Here is a 16,587-nt window from a genome sequence, read left to right on the forward strand (position 1 = left end):
CGCATCACCCCTGACAACAGAGGAGACAGACCCGTGACCGATTCCCGACCGGGACCCGGACCCGTAGCCGTCACCGGCGCGGAGGGATTCATCGGCTCGCATCTGGTGGAGGCGCTCGTCGCCGCCGGGCACCGGGTGCGCGCGATGGCCCAGTACAACTCCTTCTCCTCCTACGGCTGGTTGGAGACCCTGCCGCGGGACGTGATGGACAGCGTCGAGGTCGTGCTCGGCGATGTACGCGACCCCGGCTCGGTGGACCGGCTGCTGGCCGGCACGGAGGCCGTCTACCACCTGGCGGCGCTGATCGCGATCCCGTACTCCTACCAGGCCCCGCACAGTTACGTGGACACCAACGTCACCGGCACCCTCAACGTCCTGGAAACGGTCCGCCGGCTCGACATCCCGCGCCTGGTGCACACCTCCACGAGTGAGACGTACGGCACGGCCCAGACTGTGCCGATCACCGAGGACCACCCCATCAACACGCAGTCCCCGTACGCCGCTTCGAAGGCGGGCGGCGATCGGCTGGCCGACAGTTACCACGCGAGTTTCGGCACCCAGGTGGTCACCCTGCGGCCGTTCAACACCTTCGGGCCGCGCCAGTCCATGCGGGCGGTCATCCCGACCGTCATCGGGCAGGTCGCGGCGGGGGAGCGGACCATCACCCTCGGCGACCTGCGGCCCACCCGCGACTTCACCTTCGCCAAGGACACCGCGCAGGCCTTCCTCGCGGTGGGCACCGCGCCCGCCGAAGCCGTCGTCGGGCGCACCTTCAACGCCGGTACCGGCGGCGAGATCTCGGTCGGCGACCTGGTCACCCTGATCGGCAAGCTGATGGCCGCCGACCTGGAGGTCCGTGAGGACGCGCAGCGCATCCGCCCGGCCGGATCGGAGGTGATGCGGCTGGTCTGCGACGCCTCGCGACTGCGCGCGGCCACCGCCTGGGAGCCCGCCCACAGTCTCGAAGAGGGGCTGGAGGCGACCATCGCCTTCTTCCGCGATCCGGCCAACCTCGCCCGCTACAAGACGAACGTCTACAACATCTGACGGCGACCTGGCCCCTCGATCCACCGAATCCCTGGCTCCCCGATCCACCGAATACCTGAACCCAGGAATCCTGCGACACCTGACCACAGTCGGAAGGAAACCCCCACGATGCATGCAGTCATCCTGGCCGGAGGCAAAGGCGTGCGGTTGCGGCCCTACACGACCGCCCTGCCCAAGCCGCTCGTCCCCATCGGCGACCAGCACGCGATCCTGGAGATCGTGATGCGGCAGCTCGCCGGAGCCGGCTTCACCACCTGCACCATCGCCATCGGGCACCTCGGCCACATCATCCGGGCCTATGTCGGCAACGGCTCCCAGTGGGGGCTGCGGGTCGGCTACTCCACCGAGGACAGCCCGCTGGGCACCATGGGCCCGCTGCTGACCATGCTCGACCGGCTGCCCGAGCACTTCCTCGTCATGAACGGCGACATCCTCACCGACCTCGACTTCGGCGCCGTACTGCGCAGTCACGAGAAGTCCGACTCGCCACTCACCATCGCCACCTACGCGCGTACGGTCGCCATCGACTTCGGGGTACTCACCACCGAAGCCGGCAAGGTCGTCGGCTTCGCCGAGAAGCCGAGCATGGACTACCGGGTCTCCATGGGCGTCTACGGACTCACCCGCGACACCCTCAACGGCTACACCCCCGGACTGCCGCTCGGCTTCGACGAACTGGTCCTGGACCTGCTCAAGGCCGAAACCCCGCCCGCCGCCTACGAGTTCGACGGGTACTGGCTCGACATAGGCCGCCCGGACGACTACGACCGGGCCAACGCGGAGTTCACCACCCGCCGCCCCGCCCTGCTCAAGGGAGTGTGACCCGGCATCATGCGCATCCTCGTCCTGGGCTCCACCGGGTTCCTGGGCGGCCATGTCGCCGGGCAGCTGCGCACCCTCGCGGGTATGCGGGTGCTCGGCGGCGGCCGCTCGGTGAACCCCGGTCTGCCCGTGAACCTCCCCGTGGATCTCGCCGCCATCTCCGTCGCCGGACTCGTACGGGCCCTGCGGGCCCTCGCCCCGGACGCGGTCGTCAACTGCGCGGGCGCCGTCGGCGGCGACCCCGTACGCATGGCCGAGACCAACGCCCGCGGCCCCGCCGTACTGTGCGAGGCGCTGCGCGAGGCGGCCCCCGGCGCCCGTCTGGTCCACCTGGGATCGGCCGCCGAGTACGGGCCGACGCCCGCCGGGCAGACGCTCACCGAGAGCTCGCCGGTCAGCCCGCAGGGCACGTACGGGGCGACCAAGCTGGCCGGGTCGTACGCGGTCACGGAAGCCGGAGCGACCGGCCTGGACACCGTCGTCCTGCGGGTGTTCAACCCCGTCGGCCCCGGCGCGCCAGCCGCGAGCCTGTCCGGACGGCTCGCCGGGGAACTGCGGAGTGCGGGCCCCGACGGCACGGTCCGCGTCGGCGACCTGTCGGCCTACCGCGACTTCGTCGACGTACGGGATGTGGCGCGGGCCGCCGTACTCGCGGCCACCGCCCCCGGCCCCCTGCCACCCGTCCTCAACATCGGCAGCGGCACGGCCACTTGTGCCCGGGACCTCGCGTCGGAACTGGCGCGGGCCGCCGGATTCCAGGGCCGGATCGAGGAACGCGGCGCCGGGTCGCAGCGCTCGTCGGCCGTGTCCTGGCAGCGGGCTGACGTGACCGCCGCCGCGGACGCCCTCGACTGGCGGCCCGAACTGACGCTGAACGACTCGCTCACCGGCCTGTGGGCCGAGCACACCCGGGTCCCGGCGTGACGGACCCGGCGACGGTCCCCGGCCGGGGCGGACTGCTCGTCCCGCTCTACGTCCACCCGGCCGTGGACCCCGCCGCCTGGCGCGCCCTCATCCGGGCCGGTCCACAGCTCTACGGCGTCGTCCTCAACGTCGCCGACGGCCCCGGCGCCACCCCCGACCCGGCCTTCGTCGAGGCGGTCGCGCAACTGCGGGAAGCAGACGTGCGGGTGCTCGGCTACGTCGACACGGAATACGGCGACCGGTCGGTCCGCGAGGTCGTCGGTGACCTGCGCCGGTACCGCCGCTGGTACGACACCGACGGCGCCTTCCTGGACCGCGCGGCCTCCGGCACCGAGTCGCTGCGCCACTACCGCCGGCTGGTGCGCGCCGCCCGGGTCTGTGGTTCCCGCACCGTTGTCCTCAACCCGGGCGTCCATCCGGCCCCGGGCTACGCCGAGTTCGCCGACCTCCTTGTCACCTTCGAGGGCACCTGGAAGACGTACCGCCACACCGATTTCACGGTGCCCGCCTGGACCGGCACTCATCCGCCCGACCGCTTCTGCCACTTGGTGTACGGCGTTCCGGACGGGCTCTGCGATGTCGCGGCGCGGACCGCCCGGATGCGCGGCGCCGCCGTGCACTGCGCCGTCCCGGGCAGCGGCGCGAACCCGTGGAGCGGGCTGCCGCCGACCTTGGAGAGGGAAGCGTCTTGAGGCACGCCGCACGGCCGGTATCCACAACTGCCCTTGCCCTCATGGCCCTTGTCCTGCTCCTCGCGGGCTGCACCACCAACACCTCTGCCGCTCCCGGCCGTTGGCAGCCGCGCCCCGGCACCGCCTGGCAGTGGCAGCTCAGCGGCCGGGTCGACACCTCCGTACAGGTCCCGGTGTACGACATCGACGGCTACGAGAACAGCGCGGCCGTGGTCGAGCGCCTGCACGCCGACGGACGCAAGGTGATCTGCTACATCAACGCCGGTGCCTGGGAGGACTTCCGCCCGGACCAGAAGGCCTTCCCCGCCGGCGTCCTCGGCAAGGGCAACGGCTGGGACGGGGAACGATGGCTCGACATCCGCCGCCTCGACGTACTGCGCCCCATCATGGCCAAGCGCATGGACATGTGCCGCGAGAAGGGCTTCGACGCCGTCGAGCCCGACCTCCTGGACGGCTACACCAACAAGACCGGCTTTCCCCTCACCGCCGCGGACCAGCTCGCGTACAACCGCATGATCGCGGACCTCGCGCACGACCGGGGCCTGGCCGTCGGGCTGAAGAACGACCTGGAGCAGATCCCGCAGCTGGTCGGGGACTTCGACTTCGCCGTCAACGAGCAGTGCGCGGAGTACCACGAGTGCGTGTCGCTCACACCGTTCGTCAAGGCACGCAAGGCGGTCTTCCACGTGGAGTACGAGGTGTCCACAGGGAAGTTCTGTCCCACCGCCGAACGGCTGGGCCTCGACTCGATGCTGAAGCGGCTCTCACTGGACGCGTGGCGGCGGGCCTGCTGAGCCCGAAGTGACCTCCTGTGACCGCCTCTTGAGGATCACCGTCACCTGGCCATCTCGGCCTCTTCCTCCTCCACCACGCCCGGCGTGCCGGCACGCCCGCCGAGCGTGAAGCCCGGCAGTGCCACGAGGAAGGCGACGGCGGCCAGGGCGGCAGCGCCGATGAGGCCGGTCTGCGCGGCGGCCGCCCAGTCGCCGTGTGTGGCGGCGATCCGGCTGAAGAGCAGGGAGGTCGCCAGCGCCGTCCCGAGCGAGGTGCCGATCTTCATGCCGGTCTGGTAGACCCCGGCCGCGGTGCTGCCCTCCTTGCGCGGTACGCGGTGCAGGGCGAGCGTCTGGTTGGCCGCGATGACACAGCCCGCGCCGCAGCCGGCGACCAGCAGCGGTCCGGCGAGCAACAGCCCCATGGGCGCGCCGGAGCCGGAGGAACCGCCGACCACCAAGGCCGTCGCGGCCAGCCCGACGGCGGTCACGGCGGTGCCGCCGATCACCAGCGGGGCGCCGACGCGGTGCACGATACGGCCGCTGATCACGCCGCAGACCGCCGAACCGACGGTGAAGGCCACGATGGACAGCGCCGCGTGCAGTGCCGTGTAGCCAAGACCCTGCTGGAGGAACTGGGTCAGCACGATGAAGATGCCCGTGAACCCGCCGTACAGCGAAGCCGCGACCAGTGTGCCCACCCAGTAGTGGCGTTCACGGAACAGGTTCAGGTCGACCAGCGGCTGCCGGCCCTGCCGTGCGACAGCGCGCTCGCGCAGGACGAAGACGACAAGGAGCGCGAGGCCCGTCCACGTCAGCCACCACCGGCGGTCGACCCAGTCCCCGCTCTGCAGCAGGGGCAGCATCACGGCCGTGACGGCGAGCCCGAGGACCAGGACACCGACCAGGTCGAGGGTGCGGCGCGCCTCGACACGGTTGCCCTGAGGCAGCAGACGCAGGGCGAGGAAGAGGACGACGACGTCCAGCGGGATGAACGCGAGGAAGACCCAGCGCCAGCCGTCGCCCGTACCGAAGACATGCAGGATGACGCCGCCGAGAAGCGGGCCGATCGCCGTCGACAGGCTCACCGTGGCGCCGTAGTAGCCGAAGGCCCGGCCCCGTTCGCGCGCCGGGTACATCTGGTGGAGCATGCCGACGACCTGGGGCGCGATCAGGCCGGCCGCGACACCCCTGGCCAGCCGTGACGCGTCCAGCCACACGGCGTCCGGTGCGACTCCGCACAGCACCCCGGTGACGATGAACAGCACCATCCCGATGACGAAGATCTTCCGGCGGCCGAACTCGTCCCCGAGCCTGCCCGCCGGGACCAGCATCAGGCCGAAGGTCAGCGTGTACCCGGCGAGCGACCAGGTGACGTCGGCGGGCGTCAGGTGCAGATGCTCCTCCATCGAGGGCAGCGCGACGGTCACGATGCTCACGTCGAGGAGGGTCAGGAAAGCGGCGGCAATGCAGATGAGCAGGGCCTGCGCGCGTCGCCCGGGGGTCGGGTCGGGCGGTGTGGGTATCGCGGTTGTCGCGAGGTCTTCAGGCGTCATTGCCATGGTGCACCTCAGTTTCCCATCGGCTGTCCGTGCGGGCATTTCGATGCCGTGCGGGGCGCGCCGGGCGCCCCACGGGGAATGCGGCTCCTCACTGGAGTACATCCGTGTCCGGTGGTGCTGACCGGGATCCGCCCCGTCCCGAGGGCGGATCCCGGCCGTCCGGCGCGGTCAGCCCGCGTCGGCCACCAGGCCGGCCTGTTCCACTCCGAAGACGGCGACGAGCTCGTCGTTCTCGGGGCGCTCGCCGCTGACGCCCACCGCGCCGAGCAGCTCGCCCTCCTTGTCCCGGACGAGCACACCGCCCCGGGAGGAGGCGATGCGGCCCTCGGAGATCGAGGCCAGGGCGGCGAAGAAGGCGGGGTCACGGGTCGCGTGCCGCGCCCCGGCCGCGCCGCCCGAGCCGGTGCCGAGGCAGCCCCATGCCTTGGCGTGCGCGATCTGCGGTCGCAGGATGCCCGCGCCGTCCTCCCGTTTGACGACCTGGGGGTGGCCCCCCGGGTCGAGCACGGTGATCGTCAGGGGTCGCAGTCCCAGGTCGCGCGCGTGGCTCAGCGCGGCGTCGACGATCTCGGACGCCTGGGTCAGACTCAGACCGGTCATGTCCGTGGCTCCTCTGCATTCTTGCTGTTCTGGGTGTTATGGGATTTCTGGAGTGCGGTCAATGGGTCGGGTGAGGTCAGGGGGTCTCCTCTGCGGCGGAGTTGATGCTTCCGCCGACCGGTGCGGGGGGCGGGGATCGTGCTCGCCGCGTCGGCGTCGCTGACCCGGGTGGCCGCGTACAGGCCCAGCAGGTTGAGCGCGGCGGCGGTGAGGAAGGCGGCGCGGTAACCGGACATGTCCGGGGCGCTTCCGGTGCCGGACCCGCCGCCCGTGGCCGACACGAGGACGGTGGTGGCCACCGCGACTCCGGTGGCGCCGCCGAGCCTGCGGCCGACGTTGAACAGGGTCGAGGCCCGGCCGGAGGATGAGGAGGTGACCGTGGCGAAGGACGCGGACTGGGTGCCCACGAACACCTGGCCGACGGAGAGGCCCATGGCGAAGAGCAGTAGCCGGACCCACCACAGACCGGTGTCCGTGTGCCACAGGCTCATCAGCGCGATGGTCGTACTCGTGCCGGCCGCGCCCAGCATCAGATGCCTGCGGGGGAGCAGCCTGCGGTAGAGCAGCCGGCTCGCGAGCTGCGAGCCGGTGACCACGCCCACGGCCTCGGCGAAGATGGTCAGTCCGGCGGCCAGCGGGGTCATTCCCCGCTCGTCCTGGAGGTAGAGCGTGACCGTGAACAAGGTGCCGAGGAAGGCCACCGACTGCACGGTCATCACCGCGGTACCGGACGCGAACAGACGGTCCGACAGCAGCCGTACGTCCATCATCGGGGACTCCTTGCGGAGTTCGACGACGATCATCGCGGCGACCAGGACGACGCCGAGGGCCACGCAGGCGGCGATCGGGGCCGTGGTCCAGCCCCGCTCGGGCCCCTCCGAGACGCCGTACATCAGCAGACCGAGCCCGGACGCCGCGAGCAGGAACCCGGCCAGGTCGAAGCGCTCCGTGGGCCGGGCGGGCTCGTTGCGCAGGTACAGCACGCCGAACACGACCGCGAAGACGCCGACCGGCACATTGACGTAGAAGATCGCCCGCCAGGAGACCTCGGTGACCAGCAGGCCGCCGACCACCGGGCCGAGGGTGGGCGCGAGGCCGTTGGCGATGCTCAGGATCGCCGAGGCCCGCACCCGTTCCCCGGGGGCGAAGGCGCGCAGCAGCATCGCCATGCCGACCGAGGCGAGCATGCCGCCGCCCGCGCCTTGCAGGACACGGAACGCGACCAGCTCACCGATGCTCGTCGCCATGCCGCACAGCGCCGAGCCGACGGTGAAGACGGCGACGGCGGTCAGCAGGGTGCGCTTGCCGCCGAAGCGGTCGCCGAGCCAGCCGGAGGCGGGGACGAAGACGGCCAGGCTCACCAGGTAGGAGATCGAGACCGTGTCGACGGCGGTGGACGGCACGGAGAAGGCACGGCCGATCGACGGGAGCGCGACGTTGACGATGGTCATGTCCAGCGTGCTCAGGAAGAGCCCGGCCACGTAGACGACGCCGACGGCCACCTTCTGACTGACGACGATCCGGGGGCCGCGCCGCCCGTCCGGACCGTCACCGGCGGGCACCGCGACCGGGTTCCCGCTCACCCGACCGGGTCGCCGAGCCGGGCCGCGGAGAGCGTGACGGTCAGCCGGCGCAGCTCGTCCAGCATGGCCGACGCGTCCGCGTCCAGCCCGGGGGAGGATTCGAAGGTCCCGCCGGCGGTCATGGCCGTCCGGATGGACGGGATGTGCACGGAGTGCGAGAGCGGCACCATCTTCAGCGCGGACACGACCGGGATCAGCGCGGTGACGGCTCTGGCGCCCCCGGAGACACCGCCGTAGGCGACGAACGCGACCGGCTTGCCCGCCCACTCCTTCGCCAGGAAGTCGAGGGCGTTCTTGGTCGCCGCGTTGTAGCTGTGGTTGTACTCGGGGACGACGAACACATAGGCGTCGGCGGCGCGTACGGTCTCGCTCCAGCGCCGGGTGTGGTCGTGGTCGTACTGGCCGCGCTGCGGGGGGCGCGGCTCGTCGAGCAGCGGCAGGCCTACCTCGGCGAGGTCGACGAACTCGATGCCGAAGCCCTCGTGCCGGACCGCCAGGTCGTGGAACCAGGTGCCGACGGCATGGCCGCGGCGGCCCGGGCGGGTGCTGCCGACGATGATCTGCAGGTGTGGTGCGGGCATGACCGACCTCCGGTGGCTCGGTGGGTGAGTGGCTCAGCCGCTTGGTGGTTCAGCCGCTTGGCGGCTCAGTGGTTGAGTGGCTGAGCGGCTCATTGGCTCATCGGCTCAGTGGTTGAGTGGTTGAGTGACTCAGTCGTCGAGGACGACTTTGTTCTCGATGACTCCGAGTCCTTCGACCTCGCCTCGGAGCACGTCGCCCGGCCGTACGAGGCCGTGGCGGAGCGGTGTTCCGGTCGAGAGCACGTCGCCGGGCACCAGGGTGAGTGCGGCGGTGAGCCAGGCCAGTTGCTCGGGAACGGAATGGAACATCTCGGCGGTGCTGCCGTCCTGGCGCAGCTCGCCGTTGATCCAGGAGCGGATGCGCAGGTCGTGCGGGTCGGGGATCTCGTCGGCCGTGACGAACCAGGGCCCGGTGATTCCGTAGCTGTCGAAACCCTGGGCGCGGTCCAGACGGTTGCTGTCCAGCTCGGAGACGTCCCGCGAGCCCGTGTCGCAGAAGCCGACGTAGCCGGCCACGGCCCGCATGGCGTTCTCGGGGGTGAGCCGACGCGAGCGGCGGCCGATGACGACGGCCAACTCCAGCTCCGGGTCGACCTTCTCGGCGATGACCGGACACCGGAGTTCGTCGTGCGGGCCCGCCAGCGAGCCGATGGCCTTCAGGAATCCCCGGAGCGCCGGCTTCGGCCGGTCCTGCGACCCGGGCGGCTCGTCCTCTGGCCGCCGACGCGGGTAGTTGACCTGCACGCACCAGACGGTCTGCGGCCGTCCGGTCGCTGGGCCGAGCCGTCCGGCCTCGTCGGACCAGAGGCAGTCCTCGTGCAGCTCGCCGGTGTCGGCGTGGTCGACGGCCCAGTCGAACACCGCCCGTACGGCGGTGAGTTCGGGGTCCGCCTGGAGGAGCGCGGGCAGGTCACCGGGTACGTCGAGGCGGGAGCGGGCCAGGGCGTCGTCCCGGTGGACGCCCAGGCTCTCCAGCCGTCGTACGAACGCGGCCTGGACGTCGATGAGTTGGTGGGGGATGACTTCGGCGAAGCAGAGGCGGTCGCCGAAGGGGGTCCGCCGGGTGGCGAGTTTCACGGGGGGCTCTCCGTGGGTGCGGGTGCGGTGGGTGGGTTTGGTCTACGGGGATGGGGCTCGCGGGGGTGATCCGTCCGGGGTCGGGGTCGGGGTCGGGGTGACCGGAGGGCCGGGCCGGAGACCGCGGGGACGGGGGTGATCCGGCGGCGGGACTCGGGAAGGGGGTCGGCCCGAGCCCCGCCTGCTCTGGGAGACGCTCGGGCCCGGGGGGCCGTACGCGAGTGGGGTCGGCGGAGTTGTCGGTGAGGAAGCCGCCAGCTCCGGTGGCCGCCCGTCCGGGGAGCTGCCGGTCGGCGAGCCGCCCGCCAAGGCAACTGCCGTTCGGCGAGCCGCTTGGCCCGGGGAACTGCTGGCTGACGAGCCGCTTGGCGCGGGGACCTTCCGGTCGCGAGTCGCTCGGCCTGGGGAGCTGCCGGTCGGCGAGCCCCTGGCCCCAGGGAACTGTCGGCTGACGAGCCGCACGGCGCGGGGAGTGGGGCCGGGGCGGCGTCGGCATCCGGGCGGCTGTGCCCCGCGGGCGGGATCGTGCGGCTCGCCGACCAGCTGGTTCAGGCGTACGGCTGTGATCAGCCCGTATCGGTGTAGGGCCACGGCCACCGGAGTCACCGCGTACGGCCGTCTCCTGACCGTGTCGGCCGGGGACCGAGTGGGGCCGGGACCGAGCGCGGCCGGTGTCGGCGTACGGCCGGTGCTCGGCCGGATCGGCGTGCCGATCCATTTCGGCCCGTGCAGCCCCTTGTTCGCTCGGTCGGCCCCGCGGTCACTGCCCCGACCGGTGCCCGCGCAGGCCCTTCGCGCTCGCCCCGCGTCGGCCCCACGACCCTGCTCAGCCGTCGGCTGCGTCCTTCGCGTTCTCGAACCGGATGCCGCCGTCGGTGAGGGAGGTGACGAACTTGTCGTCGTCGGGCTCGACGGGCTGCTGGATCGGGGGCAGGCCGACGGTGAAGAGGATCAGCTCCTCGGTCGCCGTGAAGCGGACCTTCTCCCCAGGGTCGGCGTCCACCGCACCCAGCTTGGCGACCGAGGTGTCCTCGATGGTGCCCGCGCCGGACAGCATGACTGTCAGGCGGCGGGCGTCCTCGCTCTGCGACACCCATTCGGCGCCGGCGTCGATCTTGAGGAACTCGATCCAGAACTCCCGCTCGGTGTAGGTGCCGACGGGCTTGCGCTTGACGCCCGGCCAGCCTGCCAGCGGCAGCCAGTTGAGGTGGTCCGGGTTGCTGATGACCACGCCGTTGTAGCGCGGCTTGGGGAACCGCTGCTCGCGCACCGCGCGCTGTTCGGCCTGGGCCTCCTTGTTGTCCGGGCCGCGTCCCCGGCCCGCGCCCATGCCCAGTGCGGAGGCGCCGGCGAACTGGAGCACGAGCTGCAGCTGCTTGGGGTCGGTCAGCGGGTCGTCCTGGGGGCCGTAGGTCTGGCCCTCGGGGAAGTAGCCGACCTCGCCCTCGCGCAGGATGCCCTGCTCGCCCAGGTTCATGTCGCCGACCAGCGGCAGCCGGATCTGCTCGAAGGTGTGGCAGTGCCGGGGCATCAGGAAGTCGGCCTCCTGACGGCCCAGGATGTAGCGGTAGTTGTCCATGGGCCTGCTCCGGTCGCCCATGAGCAGGTAGTTGAACGAGACCGTCCCCCTGGGGTGGTCCATCTTGAACGCGTTCTCGTCGAACGGAGCGATCTTCATCGCGGGTCCTCCGTAATCCGATGCGAGCCGTGCGCGGCCGGTGTGTCCGGGGCGGCTTCGCGCCGATGGGCTGATGACTGTGTTCGTGGCCGTGACCGTCCGGGTCCGTCGGCGCATCCGCGGGTCCCACTGCGGCGCGCTTTCCAGGTGACATCCGGTCGTCACTACAACCAAGAAACCTTCTTGGTAGGTTTGTGTCAAGGTAGGTGGTGAGCTTTTCCTCGAATCGCTCGAATCGAGGGAACGAACCCGAAGGAGTGAGCCGTGGCCGAGGTTGATCTCAAGGGGACCGTCACCGTGGTGACCGGGGCTTCGAGCGGGATAGGTGCCGCCGTGGCGCGCGTCCTGGCGGCGCGGGGCTCGGCCGTCGCGCTGGTGGCCCGGCGCGAGGACCGGCTCGCCGCGCTGGCCGCGGAGCTGACGGCGGCGGGAGGGCGGGCGCTGTCGGTGCCGGCCGATGTGACCGACGCGGAACAGGCCCGCGCGGCGGTGGAGTGCGCCGTGGAGGCGTGGGGGCGGCTCGACATCCTCGTCAACAACGCCGGCGTGCCCCAGCGGGGCCCGCTGATGGACTCCTCGCCCGCGGAGTTCGAGCGCGTGGTGGGGGTGAACCTGCTCGGCAGCCTGTACTGCGCGCATGCCGCCCTGCCGCACCTGGTCCACGCGGCCGCCGGTGAGCCCCGTCGGGTCGCCGACCTGGTCAATGTCAGCTCGGTGGCGGGGCGCGTCGTGCACAAGACCACGGGCGTGTACAACGCGAGCAAGTACGGGCTCAACGCGTACACCGAGGCGCTGCGCCAGGAGGTGGCGGGCCGCCGGGTCCGCGTCTCGGTCCTTGAGCCCTCCGCGGTGGAAACCGAGCTGTTCCCGCCGCGGATCCGGCAGGAATTCGCCGGCAGGACAGGCGCCTATGAACGCCTGAGTGTCATGGATGTCGCCGACGCCGTCGAGTACGTCGTGACGCGCCCCGCGCATGCCGCCGTGAGCGAACTGCTCATCCGTCCCAGCGAGTCGGAGCGCTGAAGGAGTCCTGAAGGAGCCTTGCAGACGCCTTGGAGGAATCCTGAAAGCCTTGATTCAACCTACCTAGTAGGTTAGCTTTCTTGTTGGATGGGCCATCGAGGTCCCCGGGCCATGGAGGTTCGGGGGGCGAGGTCCAGGAACCCCCTTGGGAGTGTCATGTCCGTGCCTCATACCCCCGCGAAGCTCTACCGCGGCCGGGTGGCCGACCAGATCGTCGAGGACCTCCGCGAGCAGATCCTCACCGGTGCCCTGCCGGACGGCGCGCGGCTGCCCTCCGAACGGGAGCTGGCCGCGTCGTACGACGTCAGCGCCCCCACCATCCGTGAGGCGATCCGCGTACTGACCGCGATGGGTCTGGTCACCACCCGCAACGGCAGCCGGGCGACGGTCAACGCGCAGGGCGACACCCTGCTCGCCATGTCCATCGCCTCCGTCGTCCAGTTCGAGAAGGTCGGCGCCCGTGAGGTGCTTGGCCTGCTCAGCGTGCTCAACGCGTACGCCGCCGAACTCGCCGCCGAGCACGCCTCCGACGAAGAGATCGCCCGACTGCGGGAGGCGGCCGAGGGCACTGCGGCGGCCGAGGACGTCGAACGCTCCGCCGCAGCGCTCCAGCACTTCTTCGCCACCCTCTCCGACATCTCCCACAACCCGCTCCTGGCGGCACTGTCCCGGTTCATCACCGAGGTCCAGGTCGGGCTGGCGGTCAAGCTGTCCGGCGGCAAGGGCGGGGACTGGGGACAGGTCGCGGGCGCCCTCCAGCCGGAGCGGCTGAGGATCGTGGACGCCGTCGCCGGCCGCGATCCCGCCGTCGCCGCCGCCACGGTCCGCGAATACCACCGGCACGTGGTCGAACGGATCATCTCCGTCCGCAAGGGAGGGGAGGCCGCCGCATCCGAGGCCGGTGTCACCGAGGCCCTGATCGCGTGGCTGCGGGCCAACGTCGGGCTGGGCGGCCAGGTCGCGAACCGAAGGAGCACCTTGTCGTGACACGAGCAGTGGAGACGAGCGCGGAGGCGACCGTGCTCGAGACCAGGGCTGTCGGGACAAGTGCCGTTGGAGTAGCGGCCGTTGGCGCGAGCGCACCCGCAACCCGCACCGTCCGCGACGCCGCCTTCGACGTGCTGCGTCTGCACGGGCTGACCACCCTCTTCGCCAATCCGGGCTCGACGGAGGTGTCCCTGCTCACCGACCTGCCCGCGGACCTGGAGTTCGTACTCGCCCTGCACGAGGGCTCGGTGGTGGGCGCGGCCACCGGCTGGGCGCTGGCGCGCGAGGAGCCGGCGCTGGTGCTGCTGCACACGACGGCGGGCCTCGGCAACGCGGTGGGCGCGCTGGCCACCGCCCGTGTCAACCGGGCACCTCTGGTGGTCCTCGTGGGCCAGCAGGATCGCAGGCACCTCGCCCAGGAGCCGTTCCTCGCCGGGCAGTTGCACGGCCTGGCCGGGGACTACCCGGTCCGGGTGGAGTCGCCGGTACGCGCCCAGGACGTGCCCGGCGCCATCGGCCGGGCCGTGCACGCCGCCCGCGAGGGGAGGGGGCCCGCGCTGGTCCTCGTACCCATGAACGACTGGGCGGAGCCGGCCGAGGATCTGCCGGTTCCCGCACCCGCCGTGCTGCGCCGGGCGGCGTCGGCGGACGCGTCGGTCGTCGCCGAGGTCGCCGCGCTGCTGGCCGGGGCCACCGCGCCGGCCCTCGTCGTCGGAGCGGGCGCGGACAACGACGGGACCTGGACCGCGCTCAGCTCGCTCGCCGAGCGGCTCGACTGCCCGGTGTGGCAGGAGCCCTTCGGGGCGCGGGCCGGATTCCCGCAGGACCACCGGCTGTTCGCCGGGCACCTGCCCGCCGACCGCCCGAGACTGCGCGCCGCGCTCGCCCCGTACGACCTGGTGCTCTGCGTGGGCGCGCCGTTCCTGCGCCAATACCCGTATACGCCGGGGGAGTTGACCGGCGCCCGAGTGGTCGTCGTCACCGAGGACCCGGCCGAGGCGCAGCGCGCTCCCGCCGAACTCGCGGTGGTCGCCGCGCTGCCGGACTTCTGCGACCGGCTCGCCCGCCGCACCCCGCCCCGGCCCCCGACGTCGGAGCCGGCCTCGCGTACTCCGCACCCCGAACCCCCCGCCCCCGGGGAGCAGTTGAGCCCAGCCCACGTACTGGCGGCGCTCGCGCGGCGCCTGCCCGCGGACACCGTGATCGTGGAGGAGACCCCCTCCTCCCGCCCCGACCTGCACGCGCTGCTGCCCGCCCGACGGCCGCTCGGCTTCCTCAGCGCCGCCATGGGCGGACTCGGCTTCGCGATGCCGGCCGCGATCGGGGTGCGCATGGGGCAGCCGCGCCGCCCGGTGGTCGCCGTCGTCGGTGACGGATCCTCGCTCTACCAGGTCCAGTCCCTGTGGACCGCCGCCCACTACGGCGTCGGCGCCGTCTTCGTCGTCCTCGCCAACGGCCGCTACGCGGTGATGGACCGGCTCGCGGACCAGCAGGGCGGCAAGCCGCCGTGGCCCGCCTTCGAGGAGGTCGACGTGGCAGGCCTCGCCGAGTCCCTCGGTTGCCCGGTCCGCCGGATCGACAACTACCCGGACCTGTGCGAGACGCTCGACGTGCTCTGCCCCACCCTGGCCGACCGCACGGAACCCCTCGTCCTCGAGGTCGCGGTCTCCGCGGACGGCGAGTTCAGGCCCTGACGTCCGCCGCCGCTCAGGGAGTTCGCGCCGGGCCGAGTGAGCGTTCCTCGACGCCGGACAGGTGGGTAGTGAACACCTCGCGGGCGTCCGGGGCCAGGGTGCGCAGGGCGACCAGGGCGGTGATCGCGACGTCGCAGAGTTCGGACCGGACGTCGTCCCAGGTGTGGCTCGTGCCCTTGCGGGGGTTCTGGCCGGTCGCGCCGATCACCGCCTGCGCGACCTCGCCGACCTCCTCGGAGAGTTTCAGCATGCGCAGGAGGAGCAACTCGCGTCCGGTGTGCGCCTGGTTGGCGTCCAGCCAGGCGTGCAGCCGGTCGATCGTGTCCCAGACGTCGTACTCGTCAGCGCGGTTGTCAGCCATGGGAGCAGCCTCCCATCCCCGGGACGGCGGCCGGACACCTGCTCGTCGACCACGAGTCCGCTGCCGCGGGGCACCTACTCGTCCAGTTGCTGGCTGAACGCCTCCTCGTCGAACAGCGACTCCTGCTCGCCCTCCGCGATCTTCCGCACCCGCTGGTTCCGCGCCCCCACGACCACCGCCGTGACCGCCGCCGTCACGCCCAGCGCCGTCGGCACCATCCAGCCGCGGTTCACCGCGTGCCCCAGCACATGGTCGAGGGAGAGCCGGCCGGGGCCGGTCACGGCGAGGCCCGCCGCCGTCAGGCCGAGGCTCGCCGCGTACTCGTAGCCGCCGCCGTGCGCGAAGAACCCGTTCGGCGCATGCACCGCCGCCGCGCCTGCCATCGCGCCGGCCGCCGCCGCCCCGGCGGCGGGTGTCGCGAGGCCCAGTGCCAGCAGCACGCCGCCGCCAGCCTCGGAGAGGCCCGCCGCCGTCGCACTCGCCTTTCCCGGCGCGTAGCCCATGGACTCCATGGCCGCCCCGGTGTCTTCGAGCCCGCCCCCGCCGAACCAGCCGAACAGCTTCTGCGCCCCGTGCGCGGCCAGCACCCCGCCCGTGCCCAGACGGAGCAGCAGCAGTCCCAGATCGCGTCGGTCGAAACAGGTCACGGTGACTCCCGGAACGGACGGAGTGAACAGACGGACGGAGGTGAACAGACGGAGTGAAGGGACTTCCACCGTCGCACCGATCACCCCACCCCACGCGCCCGCGCGGCCGTTCGGGTGGCGGGCCCGGGGGAGCGGTGTGACTCTGTCTGGCATGACGATTCAGGTAGCCAAACTCAGCGACCCGGCCGTCCGGGCGTTCGTCACCGCTGTGAACGCCCACGACCTTGACGCCTTCCAAGCCCTCCTCGCCCCCGGCGCCACCATGTCCGACGACGGCTCCGACCGTGACCTCGCCGACTGGACCGACCGGGAGATCTTCTCCTCCCACGGCCACATGGACGTCGACAACGAGTCCAACGGCGGCCGCTCCCTCATCGCCCACTACAGCAACGACACCTGGGGCGAGATGAAGACGAAGTGGAGCTTCACGGTCGACGACGGTGGCAAGATCTCCCGCTTCGAAACGGGCCAGGCCTGAAGCACCGCCCACCGTAAAGGCCTTGCCTTCGTGTGCACTCCAACTCCTAGCGTCCAGA

17 protein-coding genes are annotated in these 16,587 nt (G+C 71.7%); 9 read left to right on the forward strand and 8 right to left on the reverse strand.

Annotation, left to right across the window (positions count from 1 at the left end):
* Positions 1 to 33 precede the first annotated feature (33 nt).
* From OG246_RS19310 to OG246_RS19330, 5 genes are all read left to right on the forward strand, one after another.
* A complete protein-coding gene (locus tag OG246_RS19310) occupies positions 34 to 1,047 on the forward strand; it encodes an SDR family NAD(P)-dependent oxidoreductase (protein ID WP_266464551.1) in 1,014 nt (337 codons plus the stop codon).
* 108 nt (positions 1,048 to 1,155) lie between these two features.
* Positions 1,156 to 1,869, forward strand: coding sequence for a sugar phosphate nucleotidyltransferase (locus tag OG246_RS19315; protein WP_266464555.1), 714 nt, complete (start codon positions 1,156 to 1,158; stop codon positions 1,867 to 1,869).
* 9 nt (positions 1,870 to 1,878) lie between these two features.
* The gene (locus OG246_RS19320) at positions 1,879 to 2,793 is read left to right on the forward strand and encodes an NAD(P)-dependent oxidoreductase (protein WP_266464562.1); all 915 of its coding nucleotides are present in this window, start codon (positions 1,879 to 1,881) and stop codon (positions 2,791 to 2,793) included.
* Entirely contained in the window at positions 2,790 to 3,485 is a 696-nt protein-coding gene (locus tag OG246_RS19325; RefSeq protein WP_266464565.1) for a spherulation-specific family 4 protein, read from the forward strand. Before OG246_RS19320 ends, OG246_RS19325 begins: the two co-directional genes overlap by 4 nt.
* Positions 3,486 to 3,526: 41 nt before the next feature.
* Positions 3,527 to 4,279: an endo alpha-1,4 polygalactosaminidase gene (locus tag OG246_RS19330; RefSeq protein WP_266464568.1), complete on the forward strand. Its 753-nt coding sequence runs from the start codon at positions 3,527 to 3,529 to the stop codon at positions 4,277 to 4,279.
* A gap of 41 nt (positions 4,280 to 4,320) precedes the next feature.
* On the opposite strand, the gene OG246_RS19335 is transcribed toward OG246_RS19330, so the two are convergent.
* From OG246_RS19335 to OG246_RS19360, 6 genes are all read right to left on the reverse strand, one after another.
* Positions 4,321 to 5,814 carry an MFS transporter gene (locus tag OG246_RS19335; protein WP_266464570.1) on the reverse strand — a complete coding sequence of 498 codons (1,494 nt, stop codon included), beginning with the start codon at positions 5,812 to 5,814 and terminating at the stop codon, positions 4,321 to 4,323.
* Between the two features lie 174 nt (positions 5,815 to 5,988).
* Complete coding sequence (locus OG246_RS19340; protein WP_266464573.1) at positions 5,989 to 6,420, reverse strand: heme-binding protein; 432 nt, start codon at positions 6,418 to 6,420, stop codon at positions 5,989 to 5,991.
* Positions 6,417 to 8,003, reverse strand: coding sequence for a DHA2 family efflux MFS transporter permease subunit (locus tag OG246_RS19345; RefSeq protein WP_266464578.1), 1,587 nt, complete (start codon positions 8,001 to 8,003; stop codon positions 6,417 to 6,419). The genes OG246_RS19340 and OG246_RS19345 overlap by 4 nt, the downstream gene beginning before the upstream one ends.
* Positions 8,000 to 8,584: an NADPH-dependent FMN reductase gene (locus OG246_RS19350; RefSeq protein ID WP_266464581.1), complete on the reverse strand. Its 585-nt coding sequence runs from the start codon at positions 8,582 to 8,584 to the stop codon at positions 8,000 to 8,002. Before OG246_RS19350 ends, OG246_RS19345 begins: the two co-directional genes overlap by 4 nt.
* 129 nt (positions 8,585 to 8,713) lie before the next feature.
* A complete protein-coding gene (locus tag OG246_RS19355; RefSeq protein WP_266464584.1) occupies positions 8,714 to 9,661 on the reverse strand; it encodes a fumarylacetoacetate hydrolase family protein in 948 nt (315 codons plus the stop codon).
* Between the two features lie 826 nt (positions 9,662 to 10,487).
* Positions 10,488 to 11,339 (reverse strand): hypothetical protein, encoded by an 852-nt coding sequence (locus tag OG246_RS19360; RefSeq protein ID WP_266464589.1) that lies wholly within the window; start codon positions 11,337 to 11,339, stop codon positions 10,488 to 10,490.
* A gap of 264 nt (positions 11,340 to 11,603) precedes the next feature.
* Between OG246_RS19360 and OG246_RS19365 the strand changes: the two genes are divergently transcribed.
* From OG246_RS19365 to OG246_RS19375, 3 genes are all read left to right on the forward strand, one after another.
* Positions 11,604 to 12,362: an SDR family NAD(P)-dependent oxidoreductase gene (locus OG246_RS19365; protein WP_266464592.1), complete on the forward strand. Its 759-nt coding sequence runs from the start codon at positions 11,604 to 11,606 to the stop codon at positions 12,360 to 12,362.
* 156 nt (positions 12,363 to 12,518) lie between these two features.
* Positions 12,519 to 13,349: a FadR/GntR family transcriptional regulator gene (locus tag OG246_RS19370; protein ID WP_266464597.1), complete on the forward strand. Its 831-nt coding sequence runs from the start codon at positions 12,519 to 12,521 to the stop codon at positions 13,347 to 13,349.
* Positions 13,346 to 15,043 carry a thiamine pyrophosphate-dependent enzyme gene (locus OG246_RS19375; protein ID WP_266464601.1) on the forward strand — a complete coding sequence of 566 codons (1,698 nt, stop codon included), beginning with the start codon at positions 13,346 to 13,348 and terminating at the stop codon, positions 15,041 to 15,043. Before OG246_RS19370 ends, OG246_RS19375 begins: the two co-directional genes overlap by 4 nt.
* Before the next feature lie 13 nt (positions 15,044 to 15,056).
* Here OG246_RS19375 and OG246_RS19380 read toward each other — a convergent pair whose 3' ends face one another.
* The gene (locus OG246_RS19380; RefSeq protein ID WP_266464605.1) at positions 15,057 to 15,404 is read right to left on the reverse strand and encodes a MazG-like family protein; all 348 of its coding nucleotides are present in this window, start codon (positions 15,402 to 15,404) and stop codon (positions 15,057 to 15,059) included.
* 74 nt (positions 15,405 to 15,478) lie between these two features.
* Positions 15,479 to 16,051 (reverse strand): DoxX family protein, encoded by a 573-nt coding sequence (locus tag OG246_RS19385; protein ID WP_266464608.1) that lies wholly within the window; start codon positions 16,049 to 16,051, stop codon positions 15,479 to 15,481.
* A gap of 151 nt (positions 16,052 to 16,202) precedes the next feature.
* Here OG246_RS19385 and OG246_RS19390 point away from each other — a divergent pair, with 151 nt between their 5' ends.
* A complete protein-coding gene (locus tag OG246_RS19390; protein ID WP_266464612.1) occupies positions 16,203 to 16,529 on the forward strand; it encodes a nuclear transport factor 2 family protein in 327 nt (108 codons plus the stop codon).
* Positions 16,530 to 16,587: the final 58 nt, after the last annotated feature.

The organism is Streptomyces sp. NBC_00620, from assembly GCF_026341825.1.
Taxonomy (GTDB): domain Bacteria; phylum Actinomycetota; class Actinomycetes; order Streptomycetales; family Streptomycetaceae; genus Streptomyces.

Excerpts from the sequence above, each read along its gene's own strand:
- OG246_RS19315 (WP_266464555.1), top strand. The coding sequence starts at position 1,156 with ATGCATGCAGTCATCCTGGCCGGAGGCAAAGGCGTGCGGTTGCGGCCC.
- OG246_RS19320 (WP_266464562.1), top strand. The coding sequence starts at position 1,879 with ATGCGCATCCTCGTCCTGGGCTCCACCGGGTTCCTGGGCGGCCATGTC.
- OG246_RS19330 (WP_266464568.1), top strand. The coding sequence starts at position 3,527 with ATGGCCCTTGTCCTGCTCCTCGCGGGCTGCACCACCAACACCTCTGCC.
- OG246_RS19335 (WP_266464570.1), bottom strand. The coding sequence starts at position 5,814 with ATGACGCCTGAAGACCTCGCGACAACCGCGATACCCACACCGCCCGAC.
- OG246_RS19340 (WP_266464573.1), bottom strand. The coding sequence starts at position 6,420 with ATGACCGGTCTGAGTCTGACCCAGGCGTCCGAGATCGTCGACGCCGCG.
- OG246_RS19350 (WP_266464581.1), bottom strand. The coding sequence starts at position 8,584 with ATGCCCGCACCACACCTGCAGATCATCGTCGGCAGCACCCGCCCGGGC.
- OG246_RS19360 (WP_266464589.1), bottom strand. The coding sequence starts at position 11,339 with ATGAAGATCGCTCCGTTCGACGAGAACGCGTTCAAGATGGACCACCCC.
- OG246_RS19370 (WP_266464597.1), top strand. The coding sequence starts at position 12,519 with ATGTCCGTGCCTCATACCCCCGCGAAGCTCTACCGCGGCCGGGTGGCC.
- OG246_RS19380 (WP_266464605.1), bottom strand. The coding sequence starts at position 15,404 with ATGGCTGACAACCGCGCTGACGAGTACGACGTCTGGGACACGATCGAC.
- OG246_RS19390 (WP_266464612.1), top strand. The coding sequence starts at position 16,203 with ATGACGATTCAGGTAGCCAAACTCAGCGACCCGGCCGTCCGGGCGTTC.